Annotated in this window: 11 protein-coding genes; 2 read left to right on the top strand and 9 right to left on the bottom strand. The window is 71.1% G+C overall.

Going from position 1 to position 14,663, the window contains the following annotated elements:
- Window positions 1-11 precede the first annotated feature (11 nt).
- From BLQ63_RS14055 to BLQ63_RS14020, 8 genes are all read right to left on the bottom strand, one after another.
- Window positions 12-1,589, bottom strand: a complete 1,578-nt coding sequence (locus tag BLQ63_RS14055) for an SDR family oxidoreductase (RefSeq protein ID WP_091035738.1) — start codon at window positions 1,587-1,589, stop codon at window positions 12-14.
- A gap of 297 nt (window positions 1,590-1,886) precedes the next feature.
- Window positions 1,887-3,290, bottom strand: a complete 1,404-nt coding sequence (locus BLQ63_RS14050; protein ID WP_091035734.1) for an NAD(P)(+) transhydrogenase (Re/Si-specific) subunit beta — start codon at window positions 3,288-3,290, stop codon at window positions 1,887-1,889.
- Window positions 3,287-3,598 carry an NAD(P) transhydrogenase subunit alpha part 2 gene (locus BLQ63_RS14045; RefSeq protein WP_091035730.1) on the bottom strand — a complete coding sequence of 104 codons (312 nt, stop codon included), beginning with the start codon at window positions 3,596-3,598 and terminating at the stop codon, window positions 3,287-3,289. Before BLQ63_RS14045 ends, BLQ63_RS14050 begins: the two co-directional genes overlap by 4 nt.
- Complete coding sequence (locus BLQ63_RS14040) at window positions 3,595-4,758, bottom strand: Rossmann-fold NAD(P)-binding domain-containing protein (RefSeq protein ID WP_091035727.1); 1,164 nt, start codon at window positions 4,756-4,758, stop codon at window positions 3,595-3,597. Before BLQ63_RS14040 ends, BLQ63_RS14045 begins: the two co-directional genes overlap by 4 nt.
- The gene (locus BLQ63_RS14035) at window positions 4,758-6,383 is read right to left on the bottom strand and encodes an NAD(P)-binding protein (protein WP_091035724.1); all 1,626 of its coding nucleotides are present in this window, start codon (window positions 6,381-6,383) and stop codon (window positions 4,758-4,760) included. Before BLQ63_RS14035 ends, BLQ63_RS14040 begins: the two co-directional genes overlap by 1 nt.
- The gene (locus tag BLQ63_RS14030) at window positions 6,380-7,384 is read right to left on the bottom strand and encodes a thiamine pyrophosphate-dependent enzyme (protein WP_091035722.1); all 1,005 of its coding nucleotides are present in this window, start codon (window positions 7,382-7,384) and stop codon (window positions 6,380-6,382) included. Before BLQ63_RS14030 ends, BLQ63_RS14035 begins: the two co-directional genes overlap by 4 nt.
- Entirely contained in the window at window positions 7,381-8,556 is a 1,176-nt protein-coding gene (locus tag BLQ63_RS14025; protein WP_091035718.1) for a transketolase C-terminal domain-containing protein, read from the bottom strand. Before BLQ63_RS14025 ends, BLQ63_RS14030 begins: the two co-directional genes overlap by 4 nt.
- Before the next feature lie 30 nt (window positions 8,557-8,586).
- Window positions 8,587-9,207, bottom strand: a complete 621-nt coding sequence (locus BLQ63_RS14020; RefSeq protein ID WP_091035713.1) for a 2-oxoacid:acceptor oxidoreductase family protein — start codon at window positions 9,205-9,207, stop codon at window positions 8,587-8,589.
- A gap of 220 nt (window positions 9,208-9,427) precedes the next feature.
- On the opposite strand from BLQ63_RS14020, the gene ppdK reads away from it, so the two are divergent.
- Window positions 9,428-12,133 (top strand): pyruvate, phosphate dikinase, encoded by a 2,706-nt coding sequence (gene ppdK, locus BLQ63_RS14015; RefSeq protein WP_091035709.1) that lies wholly within the window; start codon window positions 9,428-9,430, stop codon window positions 12,131-12,133.
- A gap of 113 nt (window positions 12,134-12,246) precedes the next feature.
- Window positions 12,247-12,759: a flavodoxin family protein gene (locus BLQ63_RS14010; protein WP_091035704.1), complete on the top strand. Its 513-nt coding sequence runs from the start codon at window positions 12,247-12,249 to the stop codon at window positions 12,757-12,759.
- Window positions 12,760-13,206: 447 nt separating this feature from the next.
- Here the strand turns inward: BLQ63_RS14010 and BLQ63_RS14005 are convergent, their stop codons facing one another.
- Window positions 13,207-14,487: an NAD(P)/FAD-dependent oxidoreductase gene (locus BLQ63_RS14005; protein WP_177154937.1), complete on the bottom strand. Its 1,281-nt coding sequence runs from the start codon at window positions 14,485-14,487 to the stop codon at window positions 13,207-13,209.
- Window positions 14,488-14,663 lie beyond the last annotated feature (176 nt).

Below are 14,663 nucleotides of genomic sequence, written 5' to 3'. Positions count from 1 at the left end.
CAGGAGCTGCGTCAGCGCCCGGCTCCGGGGAGGGCGGACGGGGCCCTGCCCTCTTCACTCTCGGCGATGGCGACGATCCGGCGGGCCATGCCGGAGAAGACCAGGCCGTGGAACGGCATCACCGCCAGCCAGTAGAGCCTCCCGGAGAGGCCGCGCGGGAAGAAGACCGCCCTCTGGCGGTATCGCGTCCGCGTACCCGCCTCGCACGACAGGTCCAGCCAGGCGAGACCGGGGAGCCGCATCTCGGCCCGCAACCGCAGCAGGCGCCCGGGCTCGCACACCTCCACCCGCCAGAAGTCGATCACGTCGCCGACGCGAACGGTCGAGCGGCTCCGGCGCCCGCGCTTGAGCCCCACGCCGCCGAACACGCGATCGGCCCAGCCTCGGACCGCCCACAGCAGCGGCGTCGAGTACCACCCGTTCTCACCGCCGATACCCGTGATCACCCGCCACAGGGCCTCCGGGCTCGCAGTCGTCGCGATCGTGCGCGCATCGGTGTAGACCACCCGCCCGGCCCATTCGGGGTCGCTCGGCAGCGGATCGCTCGGTGACTGCGCCACCGTGGCGTCGACCCAACTCGTCTCGACCCGATCCACTTCGATCCGGCCGAGTGCGAGCCGCAGCGCGGCGTCATACGAGAGTAGGCCGCAGGGCGGCGCTGTGATGAACTCGTCGACGCGGTGATCGCGCATCACGCAGTCGTGCTGGAGCGACTCCACGAGCGGCCGCGCGAGGTTGCGCGGCACCGGCGTCACGAGCCCGACCCAGTGCGAGGCGAGCCGGGGCGTGAGCACCGGCAGCGCCAGGATCCGGCGGCGCGGCAACCCCGCGAGCCGCGCGTAGCCGTTCATCATCTCGTCGTAGCGCAGCACGTCGGGCCCGCCGATGTCGAAAGCGCCGCTGACATCGTCGCCGAGTTTCAACGCGTAGAGCAGATAGTGCAGCACGTCGCGGATCGCGATGGGCTGGATGCGGTTGCGGACCCAGCGCGGCGCGGTCATCACCGGCAGCACCTCGGTCAGGTGCCGGATCATCTCGAACGACGCCGACCCCGACCCGATGACGACCCCCGCCTGGAACATCAGCACCGGCACCCCGGACCGCTCGAGGATCTCGCCGACCTCGCGCCGCGACGCCAGATGGGCGGAGAGCTTCCCGGTGCGCGGCGCGAGGCCCCCGAGGTACACCAGGCGCCGCACCCCCGCGGCCGCAGCCGCGTCGGCGACATTGTGCGCGATCACGCGATCGAGGCGCCGGAAGTCACGGCCGTCGGTCATCGAGTGGACCAGGTGATAGACGAACCGGACGCCGTCCATCGCCCGACGCACCGCGTCCGGGTCGGCGGCGTCGCCCCTGAAGACCTCGACCGCCTCGGACGCCGCGAAGCCGCGCGCCCGTTCCGGTCGCCTGGTGAACACCCGGACCCGGTAACCGGCGTTCAGGAGCCGCGGCAGCAGCCGCCCGCCGATGTATCCGGTGGCGCCCAGCAGCAGCACGAGCGGGGCGGCCTCCCCCTCGCACGTCGGTGACCAGCGAAACGGCGGCTCGGCGCCGCTCGGTGCCGTGATGTCGGGTCGCGACCCGTTCATCCTCGCCCTCCATCATCGGCTCATGGCGCCGGCAGAACGCTCGGGTGATGCCGAAGCGACCCTCAGGCCGGAGCCGACTGCGATTCCCGCTCTTGTACGAGCCTCGCACGAGGGTCGGGCGCGAGCACTGGAAACCTGCGAAGACGACGGGTGAACGACGCCCCGCAGCCCGGCCCTGCGAACCAGGTGCGGCCCTCGAGCCCCGCGTTCGCCTCCGCCTGCCCGCGTCGGCTCGGCGAATTCGCGCTCGTTCCGTCGGCCTCGGTGCGCGAGGATGGGCCGACGCAGGTGGAACCGCTAGCGCTTCGGACCGGAGAAGGTGCGGACCGCGGCAGCGATCGCCGCCAGTGCGGTGCGGGCGTCGGCGAAGAGCATCCCGGTCTTGGGGTCGGCGAACAGCTCGTTGTCCATCCCGGCGTAGCCGTGGCCCATGGAGCGTTTGACCACGACGATCTGCCGGGCGGCGTCCACGTCGAGGATCGGCATCCCCGACAGGGCGTTGCCGGGCCGCCTCGCCGCCGGGTTGGTCACGTCGTTGGCGCCGACGACGAGTGCGACGTCCGCCTGCTGCAACACCGCATTGGCCTCCTCGAGCTCCTTCATCCGCGGATACGGCACGTCGACCTCGGCGAGCAGCACGTTCATGTGCCCGGGCATGCGCCCGGCGACCGGGTGGATCGCGAAGTCGACCGCGACGCCCCGCTCCTCCAGGAGCCGCGTCAACTGGGCCAGCTCCTGCTGCCCGCGCGCGGCGGCGAGACCGTAGCCGGGAACGACGATCACCCGCGAGGCGTAGGCCAACTGGATCGCCACGTCCTCGGCGGTCACCGATCGCACCGGACCGGCAGGGCCGGCCAGAACCGGTTCGTCGCCGGTTCCGAAGCCCCCGAGAATGATCGACATGATCGACCGGTTCATGGCGTCGGCCATGAGCTTGGTCAGGATCGCGCCGGAGGCGCCGACGAGGGCCCCGGCGATGACGAGCGTCTGCTCGTCGAGCACGAACCCGGCCATGGCCACCGCGATCCCGGTGCAGGCGTTCAGCAGCGAGATGACCACGGGCATGTCGGCGCCGCCGATCGGCAGGACCACGGCGACGCCGAAGGCGAGTCCGGCGCCGAGGGCCAGCAGCAGCGGGGCCGGGTCGGCGGGTGCGGCCGACAGCCATAGGACGCCCGCGACGGCGGATCCGGCGCACAGCAGCGTCACCGCCCTGGCCCCCTTGAACACCAGTGGCCGCGAGGGCACGATGCCCTGGAGTTTGCCCGACGCGATGAGCGAGCCGGAGAAGGTGACCGCGCCGATGACGATGTCGAGGCCGCCTGGCAGGGCGGCGCGGACGCCGGCGTCGCCGTCGAGCAGGTGCCCGATCGCGAGGAGCACGGCCGCGCCGCCGCCGACTGCGTTGAACAGGCTCACCAGCTGCGGTACAGCGGTCATGCGGACCCGGCGGGCCAGGCGTAGTCCCGTGAACGCGCCGAGTGCGGCTCCTGTCGCGAGCACGATCCAGCCGGTCCCGGTGACGGTGCCGCGAGCGACGATGACCGTGAGCGTAGCGGCCACCGCGCCGGCCATGGCCCAGGCGGACAAGAGGTTCCCGCGCCGGGCCGTGGCGGGCGACTTCATGAGGTGAAGGCCGACGGCGAAACAGACGGCCGCCCCCAGTAGCGCGTACCTGGCGGCCTCTTCGATCACATTCACCGTTTCGCCTCTTCCTCTTCCCCGCGCGTCGGAGCGCGGAACATGTGGAGCATCCGGTCCGACACGGCGTAGCCGCCGACCACGTTGGCCGCCCCGAAGGCGACGGCCGCGAAGGCGATCGCGTACCCGAGCGCGTCGTCAGCGGACGAGGCCACGAGCATCGCGCCGATGAGGACGATGCCGTGAACGGCGTTGGTGGCCGACATCAAGGGCGTGTGGAGTGTGGCGGGGACCTTGCTGATGACCGCGAACCCGATCAGCAGGGCCAGCGCGAACACCGTTACGGCGGTGAGCATCGGCGTGTTCATGCGCCGGTCCTTTCCCTGGTGGGCGGTGCGGCGAGCCGGGCGAGGGTCCGATGGACGATCGCCCCGCCGTGGGTGATGAGGACGGCGGCTTGAATCTCGTCGTCGGGGTCGATGCGGAGCGCTCCCGCTGGCGCGAGGTGCTTGAGCAGCGCGCATACGTTGCGGGAGTATGCGGCCGACGCGGCCGGGGCCATGTCGGAGGCGAGGTTCGGGGCCCCGATGAGGGTGACGCCGCGTGCGGGTTCGACGGTGGCGTCCGGCACGGATCCGGCGATGTTGCCGCCGAGGGCGCCGGCGGCGAGGTCGACCAGGACGGCGCCGGGGCGCAGCCGGTCGATCGCAGTCTCGGTGACCAGCAGCGGCGGTTCGCCGCCGGGGACCTGGGCTGTGGCGATGACGATGTCGAAGCGGCCGATGACCGCGGCGAGCGTCTCCTGCTGGGCTCGGGTCTCGGTCTCGGTGAGGGCTCTGGCGTATCCCCCTTCGCCCGCGGCGTCGACGGCGAGGTCCAGGACGGCGGCGCCAAGCGACCGCGCCGCGGCGGCGGCCTCGGGCCGGACGTCATAGGCGGTCACGACCGCGCCGGCTCTTCGGGCGGCGCCGACCGCGGACAGTCCGGCGACACCGCAACCGAGAACGAGGACGGAGGCGGGCCTGACGGTGCCGGTCGCCGTGGTGAGCATCGGCATGAAGCCCCGGTAGGCGGCCGCCGCGACGAAGACGGCGCGGTAGCCGGCGAGATGGGTCTGGGAGGTGAGGGCGTCCATGGCCTGGGCCCGGGAGAGGGTGCGCGGCAGCATGTCGAGGCTGACGGTGGTGATGCCCTGGCGGGCCCAGGCCCGGACCCGGTGCGGCTGGTGCAGCGGTTGCAGCATGCCGATGAGGACCTGCCCGGCGTGCGGCGACAGGGGGCTCTCGACGATGGGCGGATCGACGCACAGCAGGATCGCGCAGTCACGGCGGATCGCCGCCGCCTCCTCCACCACTGCTCCGGCGTCGCGGTAGTCCTGGTCGGTGAACCAGGCGCGGTCCCCCGCGCCGTGCTCCACGCAGACGGCGAAGCCGGTCCGGGCCAGGGCGGCGACGTCGCCGGGAACGAGGGCGACGCGGCGTTCTCCTGGGGCGTGCTCCTTGAGGACGCCCACTGCGGTGTGGTTCATCAGGTCTCCTCCTCGATCATGGCGATGGCCCCGGCGGGGCATTCGGCGGCGCAGATGCCGCAGCCCTTGCAGTAGTCGAGGTCGATCGCGAACCCCTTGCCGGGGCCGAGCTTGACGATGGCGTTGTCGGGGCACATGCCGTAGCAGTTGTCGCATTCGAAGCAGTTGCCGCAGGACATGCAGCGGCGGGCCTCGAACAGGGCGGTCTCGGCGTCGAGGCCGCCGACGACCTCGTCGAAGGTGCCGATGCGCCGGGCGGTCTCGAGGCGGGGGCGCATCTGGTGCGGGGCTTCGGTGTAGTACCAGGTGTTGAGTCGTTCGATGTCGGCGATCGGCGGCTTGGGCCCGGAGGCTGGTTGGATGCCGGTGAGCCAGGCGTGGATGCGGCGTGCGGCGCGTTTGCCGTGGCCGACCGCGACGGTGCAGGTCCGTTCGGAAGGCACCATGTCGCCGCCGGCGAAGACGCCGGGGGTCGCGGTCATGAACGCCTCGTCGACGGCGACCGCCCCGTCGGTCTCCGGAAGGGCCGCGATGAGGGTGCGGTCGACGTCCTGACCGACGGCGAGGACGACGCTGTCGGCCGCGAGCGTCTCGAATTGGCCGGTCGGGCGCGGAAAGCCGGTGTCGTCGAGTTCCATGCGCTCCAGGACGATCGCCTCGCCGGCGGCGGCGCTGATCGTGGAGAGCCAGCGGATCTGGACGCCCTCGTCGAGGGCTTCCGCCACTTCGGACTCGTGTGCGGGCATGCGTTCGCGGGTGCGTCGGTACACCACGACGGCTTCGGTGGCGCCGAGGCGGCGGGCGGTGCGGGCGGCGTCCATGGCGGTGTTGCCGCCGCCGTAGACGACGACGCGGCGGCCGAGGCGGACCGGTTCGTCTTCGGCGACGGAGCGGAGCACGGCGAGCGCGTCGAGCAGCCGCGGGGACTCGCCCGCGGGGATGTAGGCGCGCTTGCCGATCTGGGCGCCGATGGCGAGGAAGACCGCGTCGTAGGCCTCGCGCTCGGCGTCGAGGTCGGTCACAGGGTGGCCGAGTTCGAAGGTGACGCCCATGCGCGCGACGCGGTCGATCTCGGCGTCGAGGACGTCGCGGGGCAGGCGGTAGGCCGGGATGCCGTAGCGCATCATGCCGCCGGGCCGTTCGGCCGCGTCGGCGACGGTGACCTCGTGTCCGAGCAGGCGCAGGTGGTAGGCGGCGGCGAGACCGGCAGGTCCGGCCCCGACGACGAGGACGCGGCGGCCGGTCGGTGCGGCTTCGACCGGCATGGTCCAGCCCTGCTTGATGGCCCGGTCGCCGAGGAAGCGCTCGACGGCGTTGATGCCGACGGCTTCATCGACCTGTCCGCGGTTGCAGGCGGTCTCGCACGGGTGGTAGCAGACTCGGCCCATGATCGCCGGGAAGGGGTTCTCGGCCATGAGGAGGCGCCAGGCGGCCTCGTATTCGCCCTCTTCGGCGCGGTAGAGCCAGCCTTGGACGTCCTCCTCCGCCGGGCAAGCGTCGCCGCACGGCGCTCGCAGGTTCCGGTAGACGGGCCGCTCGGTGCGCCAGGCGCCGGTGTGGTTGGCCAGGCTCGTGCCGGTCGCCAAGGTGACGGCGAACGGGAGCCGTCTGCGTTCGGCGGTCATGACCCCTCCTCGGGTGCCAGGCCGTATTCGGCGATGTTGGCGTCGGCGATCAGTTGGATGCGGTCGAGCGTCGCCGTGTCGATCCCGGGTTCGAACAGGTGCCGGTAGCGCTTCTGGGGCCGCAGGTACTGCTCGACGGGGACCGGTTGGCGGCGCAGGCGCGTGACGGCGGTGACCTCGCCGCCGCGGGCCTCGTAAAGCGGGAACAGGGCGGTGTCGACGGCGAGGCGCGCGAGCTTCACCGTCTCAGCGGAGGCGCTGCCCCAGCCGAGGGGGCAGGGCACGAGCACGTGGAGGTAGCGGGCGCCGTGCAGCGCCATGGCGGCGGCGACCTTGTCCTCAAGGTCGTGCAGGTCGGCGATCGTGGCCGTCGCGACGTAGGGGATGCGGTGGGCGGCGGCGATGCGGGGGGCGTCCTTACCCTGGCCGAACGGGTTACCGGGCGTGGGCCCGAGAGCGGGAGTGGTCGCGGTGCGGGCCGCGGGAGGGGTAGCTCCGGAACGCTGCACGCCGGTGTTCATGTAGCCCTGGTTGTCGTAGCAGACGAACAGGACGTCGTCGTTGCGTTCGAACATGCCTGAGAGCGAAGCGAATCCGATGTCGACGGTGCCGCCGTCGCCGCCCTGGCCGAGGACCCTGGTACGCGTGTCGCCTTTGGCGCGCAGCGCGTATGCGACTCCCGAGGCGACCGAGGGGGCGTTGCCGAACAGGGAGTGGATCCACGGGACCTGCCAGGCGGTTTCGGGGAACGGCGTGGAGAAGACCTCCAAGCAGCCGGTGGCGTTGACGCTGATGAGGCGGCCTTCGGCGGCGCGCGCGGCCGCATCCTGCACGAAGCGGGCGCCCAGGGCCTCGCCGCACCCGCGGCAGGCGCGGTGGCCGCTCGTGAGCGCGTTGGCCCGGTCGGGCCGTGCTTGGACGGTCCGCTGGTCGGGGGCGGCGAGGCGGTTGCCGACGGCGAAGCTGCCGACCTGGTAGAACTTGAGACGCTGCGTGGTCATGTCGCACTCCTTGCGGCTTCAACGAGCCCGGTGTCGAGGTCCATGAAGGACAGTTCGGGCAGTTCGCCGCGCTGCGCCGCTGTGATCACGGTCTTGAGAGAGGAGCGTGTGACGGGCCGTCCGCCGAGTCCGGCCACGACGGAGTGGACCGGCGGGCCGCCGGGGAGGGCCGATCGGACCTCGGCGCCGACCACGCCCGTACTGCCGGCGGGTTGGGCCCGCTCCAGCACGATCACGCGTGAGCGCCCGGCGGCCGCGGCCCGGATCGTCTCGAACGGAAAGGGGCGGTATGCGACCAGCCCGAGCGCGCCGACGTCGGCGCCGTCGTCGCGTAGTTCGTCCACGGCGTCCTTGAGGGTGCCGACGACCGAACCCATGGCGATCACCAGCATCTCGGCGTCCTCCGAGCGGTAGGAATCCACTATGGCCGGTACTGTGCGTCCGACGATGGCGGCGTAGTCCGCGGCGAGGACCGGCAGGCGGTCGAGGGCGCGCTTCGCGTTCTCGTGGGCCAGGAACCGGACCTCGGTGAACGCCTCCGGTCCGACCATCGCACCGATGGTGATCGGATCGTCCGGGTCGAGGACCTGGCGGGGCGCGAAAGGCGGCAGAAACGCGTCCACCTGGGCCTGCTCGGCCAGATCCACCGGCTCGACAGCGTGCGTCAGCACGAATCCGTCCACGCATACCATGACCGGCAGCGACACCTCTTCGGCCAGGCGGAAGGCGACCGGGTGGAGATCGGCGGCATGCTGGTTGTCCAAGGCGTACAGCTGGATCCAGCCCGAATCGCGCTGGGAGATCGAGTCGGAGTGGTCGTTCCAGATGTTGATCGGCGCGCCGATCGCCCGGTTCGCCACCGTCATGACGATCGGCAGGCCGAGGCCGGCCGCGTTGTAGAGGGCCTCGGCCATGTACAGCAGTCCCTGGCTGGCGGTGGCGGTGTAAGCGCGGGCGCCGGTCGCGGAGGCGCCGATGGCCACCGACAGGGCGGCCATCTCGCTCTCGACGTTGACAAACTGAGCCCGGCCGGGCCTTCCGGCGCGGACCATCGCGGCGAGGGCCTCGACGATGTGGGTCTGGGGTGAGATGGGGTAGGCGCACACCACGTCAGGACGGCAGGCCGCCACTACGCGCGCCATGGCCTGAGAACCCTCGATCTGCTCGCACATTTTCCATCGCTCCTCTGCCGGGACCGGTGTCTACGGGCGCGCTGTCTGGGCGCGCAGGACGCGGTGGCCCCGCAATTGCTCCCGCCCGTGCCGCTGGGCGGCCACCAGGCGATACGCCTCGAAGGCCGCGCGGACGTTGGCCTCAGCGACGGTGTCGTCAAACCTCTGCCGGAACGCCTCGGCAATGGAGTCGAGCGAAAGCACCCCGGAGAGTGCGGCGAAACCGCCGAGGAGTGCGGTGTTGGGCAGCGGCCGACCGAGGTGCGAGCGGGCGATCCGGCTGGCGTCCAACGAGGCGACGCGCGAGCGGCGGAGTCCTGCCAGGCGGTCGCCGATGCCGAGCTCTGCGAGCGGGCGGGCGGAGTTGACGAGGAGGTAGCCCCCCACAGGCATACCTTCGAAGACCTCGGGGAGGAACCGCAGCGTCGGGTCCTGGATGATCAGCGCGTCGGGACGGGCCACCGGTTCGCGTCCGCGCAGCATGCAGTCGGCGATGCGGCAGTAGGCGACGACGGGCGCGCCGGTCCGCTCGGAGCCGAAGCTCGGGACCGCCTGGGCGAACTTGCCTTCCAGGAACGCGGCCTGAGACAGCATCTCGGCGGCGGTGACCACTCCCTGGCCGCCTCGACCGTGGATTCTGATCGCGAACATGACGTCCCCCTTCCGATCTGGCTGATTCGAGTCAATCGCGGCAGCCCCGGCTGCGACAGGTGCCATACGGCCCCCGTCGAGAACCCGTTGGTCCCTGCGGCGCGACCGGTCCACCCGGAGCAGGACCAAGGTCGGTCCCGCTCGTGTCCTCTGGCCCGCGCGCGGCGGCGCCGTGCGCCATCCAATGGAGGGAGGTATCCGGAAGAAAGAGGGCAGTGCGATGGACAGCACGAAGCGACGGTATGTGTTCGCGTTCGCCGAAGGCGACAAGGACCACAAGGACCTGCTCGGGGGCAAGGGCGCGAACCTCGCCGAGATGACCAATCTCGGCCTCCCCGTCCCGCCCGGCTTCACCGTCTCCACCGAGGCGTGCCGCCGTTTCCTGGCCGACGGCCAGGAACCGCCGGGACTGGCCGAGGAGATCGGCGAGCACCTAGAACGCTTGGAGGCCGAGCGCGGCAAGCGGCTCGGCGCGGCCGAGGACCCCATGCTCGTCTCGGTCCGGTCGGGCGCGAAGTTCTCCATGCCGGGGATGATGGAGACCGTCCTCGACATCGGACTCAACGACATGTCGGTGCTCGGGCTCGCGGCGGCCTCGGGCAACGAGCGGTTCGCCTGGGACTCCTACCGGCGGCTCATCCAGATGTTCGGCGCGACCGTGCTCGGGATTGACGCGGCCGAGTTCGCGGCCGCGCTGGCAGAGGTCAAGCGGTTCCACGACGTCACCCGGGACGTCGACCTCGATGCGGCGGCACTGAGGGACGTCGTCGCGGTCTACAAGCGGATCGTCACCGAGGCGACCGGCCGCGACTTCCCCCAAGACCCACGCGAGCAGCTCGACATGGCCGTCCGAGCAGTGTTCTCCTCGTGGAACACCGAACGCGCCCGCGTCTACCGCGGCCGCGAGCGCATCCCCCACGACCTGGGCACCGCCGTCAACGTGATGGCGATGGTCTACGGCAACCTGGGACCGGACTCGGGCACCGGCGTCGCGTTCACCCGCGACCCCGCCACCGGGGCGCCGGGCGTCTACGGCGACTACCTCGCCGACGCCCAGGGCGAGGACGTCGTCGCCGGCATCCGGACCCCCGTGCCCCTCCAGGAACTCGAACGGATCGACCCCGTCTCCTTCGAGGAGCTCCTGGTCATCATGACGATCCTGGAGGACCACTTCCGAGACCTGTGCGACGTGGAGTTCACAATCGAGCGCGGCAAGCTGTGGATGCTCCAGACCCGGGTCGGCAAGCGCACCGCCGCGGCCGCCTTCCGGTTGGCGGTCCAGTTCCTCGACGACGAACTCATCGACGTCGGGGAGGCGCTGGGCCGGGTCACCGGCGAACAGCTCGCGCAACTGATGTTCCCCCAGTTCGATCCGGACAACGCGGCCGAGTCGATCGCCGAGGGCGTACCGGCGTCTCCCGGTGCCGCGGTCGGGACCGCGGTCTTCGACTCGGCCGCGGCCGTCCGCCATGGGGGCGCGGTGATCCTGATCCGCCGCGAGACCAGCCCCGACGACCTGCCCGGCATCATCGCGGCCAAGGGCGTCCTCACCAGCCGCGGCGGCAAGACCTCGCACGCCGCGGTCGTCGCACGGGGCATGGGCAAGACCTGCGTGGTCGGCGCCGACGCCCTCGAAGTCGACACCGAGCGGCGCCGGTTCACCGCCCCCGGCGGCGTCGTCGTCCGCGAAGGCGACCTGGTCTCGATCGACGGGACGACCGGCGCGGTCTACGCGGGCACGATCGACGTGGTGCCCTCGGCGGTCGTCGAGTACTTCGAGGGCCGGCTCACCGCAGAGGAGCGCCGCCGCGACCCTGTGGTCCAGGCGGTCGCCCGCATGATGGTCTATGCCGACCAGCACCGGCGCCTCGGCGTCCACGCCAACGCCGACACCCCCGCCGACGCGCGGCGGGCCCGCCGGTTCAGGGCCGACGGCATCGGCCTGTGCCGCACCGAGCACATGTTCCTGGGCGAGCGCCGCCACCACGTCGAGGAGCTCATCCTCGCCCAGTCGGCGGCGGAGCAGGACAAGGTGCTCGCCGAGCTGCTGCCGATGCAGCTGGGCGACTTCGTGGGCATCTTCGCCGCCATGGACGGACTGCCGGTGACCATCCGGCTCATCGACCCGCCGCTGCACGAGTTCCTTCCCGACTTCACCGAGCTGTCGGTGAAGGTCGCGTTGGCCGAAGCCCGCGGCGAGGTCGACGAGGAGGAAGTCCGCCTGCTCCAGGCGGTTCGCCGCCTCCACGAACAGAACCCCATGCTGGGGCTGCGCGGAGTGCGGCTGGGTCTGGTCGTCCCGGGCCTGGTGGCCATGCAGGTCCGCGCCATCGCCGAGGCCGCCGCGGCCCGGATCAGGGCCGGCGACGACCCGCGGCCGGAGATCATGGTGCCGCTCATCGGCGGTCCCGAGGAGTTCGAGCTGATGCGCGAGGAGATCCAGCGCGTGCTCGACGACGTCGCCGAAGCGGCCGGATTCCCGATCCGCGCCAAGATCGGCACGATGATCGAGCTGCCGCGGGCGGCGCTCACCGCTGGGCGCATCGCCGAGCACGCCGAGTTCTTCTCGTTCGGCACCAACGACCTCACCCAGACGACCTGGGGCTTCTCACGCGACGACGTCGAAGGCTCGTTCTTCCCCGTCTACCTCGACAAGGGCGTCTTCGCGGCCTCACCGTTCGAGTCCCTCGACGAGACTGGCGTCGGCCGTCTGGTGTCGATCGCGGTCGAGGAGGGCCGCGCCACTCGCGGCGACCTCGCCATCGGAGTCTGCGGTGAGCACGGCGGGGATCCCTCGTCGGTCCGCTTCTTCGACCGCATCGGCCTGGACTACGTCTCGTGCTCCCCGTTCCGGGTCCCCGTGGCCCGGCTCGAGGCCGGCAGATCGGCCGTGGCCGCCAAGACCGGCGGCACCGACACCCATTGAGCCGATCAGCGTTCCACGACCAGGGTTCCGAACTGGAACCCGAGCGGGGCCCGGCCTCCGGGCCGGGACCCGCAACCGCTCACCACCGCAGACCCGAGAGAGAGGCGATCAGAATGCGAGCCGCAGTGGTCTACGAATCGATGTTCGGCAACACACGGCAGGTGGCCAAGGCCGTCGCCGCGGAGCTTTCGCAGAGCATGGAGGTGGAAATGTTCGAAGTGGGCGAGGCTCCGAGTGTGATCGACAAGAGTATCGGCCTTGTGGTGGTCGGGGCGCCGACGCACGCGTTCTCACTCAGCCGCTCGTCCACACGCCGCGAGGCGGCGCTGACGGCCCCGCGGGGGCTGGTCTCCACACAGATCGGCGCCCGGGAATGGCTGGAGTCGGTCGAAGCCGTCCCAGGCACTCCGGCGATCGCCTTCGACACGCGCATGGATTCGCGATTCGCCGGTCACGCCGCGCGCGCCGCGACCCGGCGCCTGCGCAAGGCCGGCTTCTCCGTCCTCGCGAGCCCGGCCAGCTTCCTGGTCGAGCACTCGACCGGACCCCTGTCGACCGGCGAACTCGACCGCGCCCACGTCTGGGCGGCCGAGCTCGCCGCCGCGACCGCCGCTGTGACGAGTTGACGGCGCAAGAGGAAAGGGGCCGCGACCGAGGGTCGCGGCCTCTTTAATCGTCCGTGAACGGGTTGTTCTCCAGAGGCAGGGACGCCGCACAGACAAGCGCCAGCGCACCCGCGGCCATCCGTATCCTCTTGGCGAACCATGAGAGAGGCGACCGCCCCGACACCTGGAGGCGGTCGCCTGGAGTGACCGGCGCGACGGCCCGATGGTCACTCCCCCCATTGGATCGATGTCTTCGCCATCCCCCCTCAGGATCGGTGCCGTGGTCGCCATTGTCAGCGGCCCCGCCCTTCCATACCAGCACAGGGGCAGTGGCCCGAACAGTGACCAACCTCCCCGACTGTGGTGACGAGAGTCCCTAGATGCCGTCGCCCGCGCGGCGCGAGCTTCCGGACAAAACGAGGGGCATGGGGCCGCGTCGAAGGGGCCCGTTCCCTTCGACGCGGACGCCTATTCCTTCACGGTGGAGGCCAGGGTCTTGGACATGCCTTTCAGTCCCAGTTCCATGGTGTGCCAGGGCAGGCCGCCGTGGAAGGGCCGACCGGCCCGGAACTGCTGCGGCAGGTAGACGCCGAGCGCCTTCTTGCCCAGCCTCCACAGCGGAGAGACCCCGACCAGGTAGTCGTCGCGGGCGCCGAGGTCCACCCGCACCGGGGCGGACGGGTCGCCGGTGACCTCCAACGGCACCTGCGCGAAGGTGGCCTTGTCGAACATCTCCATGACGCACATGCTCGTCGGCGAGAAGCGGCGCGGGTGCGGGACGGCCGTCGGATCGATGCACGAAGCGATGTCGTCGGCGACCGCGTCGGCTTGGAGGAACGCCAGGAACGCCTGCTTGACAGGGAAGTCCCCGGCGTCACCGGGCGCGTAGACGTCGTCGGTGCCCTGGACGCGGCGGGTCTGCGACTCGGTCAGCAGGAACCCGCGGTCATCGGTGGGAAGGGTCGGGTAGTCGACCGCGGCGACATACGGGGGGAAGGCGATGAGCAGGTCGTAGGTGTGCGCGGTGCCGTTGGCGAAGTGGACCAGGCCGGCGTCCACGCTGGTGGCGGTGTGATGGGTGTAGCCGTTGATGCCGCGGTCGTGGAACTCCTCGGACACGACATGGTCGACCCCGGGCCCGAATGCCTGGATGAAGCTCGACTCGAAGGTCGTGAAGGTCAGGCAGACGCGGTCGCGCAGATGATGGCGGCGCAGCCAGGTCTCGAGCATGAACGCGATCTCGTAGAGCGGACCGGCGCACTTGTTCCCCGGCGGCACCAGGAACAGGACGTGCCGCGTCGCTCCGGCCTTAACCTCTGCACGCAGCCGCTCCAACGAGGTGCCGAGCTCGTGCATCCGCTCGGTGGTCCAGACCGTCTGAGCGTGCTCGGCGAGGCCCGGAATCTCCTTGGGACTCATGGCGGCGCCGGTAGCGAGAACCAGGTGGTCGTAGTGTTCGAGGGTGCCGTCGGCGAGTTCGACCTGCTTGCGGCGGGTATGGACGCGGGCGAGCGAACCGGCGAGCAGGATGATGCCGCGGCGTGAGGTCGGACGCGAGAGTGGAATGCGGAGCTTCTCCTCGTCGCCGCCGAACGGCAGGTAGATCGAGTTCGGCTTGAACAGGAAGTCGTGCTCGTCGGCGATCAGCAGCAGCTCGACCCGGTCCCCCAGATGCGAGTGGAGTGTGAAGGCCGTCTCCAGGCCGGCGAATCCGCCGCCGACGATGATGACTCTGGGTGTCGTGTGCATGGTCTCTCCCAAGGTGGTGATGGTGTACTCCCATTGCATGCCGTTTCGGCGCCGGCCGACAGTGACCAATCGCCGCGCCCGGAGGGACCTTGGCCATCCGCGCACCGGCGGCGCGAAGCCGCCGGCAGTCCTCGGCACGTTCGCCTCGGACCGCCGGCGGCTTCGCGGCTCGGCCG

This window comes from Glycomyces harbinensis (assembly GCF_900101745.1).
In the GTDB taxonomy this organism is placed as follows: domain Bacteria; phylum Actinomycetota; class Actinomycetes; order Mycobacteriales; family Micromonosporaceae; genus Glycomyces; species Glycomyces harbinensis.
The sequence above is the reverse complement of the archived record's forward strand: the minus strand, read 5'-3'. Positions and strand labels throughout refer to the sequence as shown.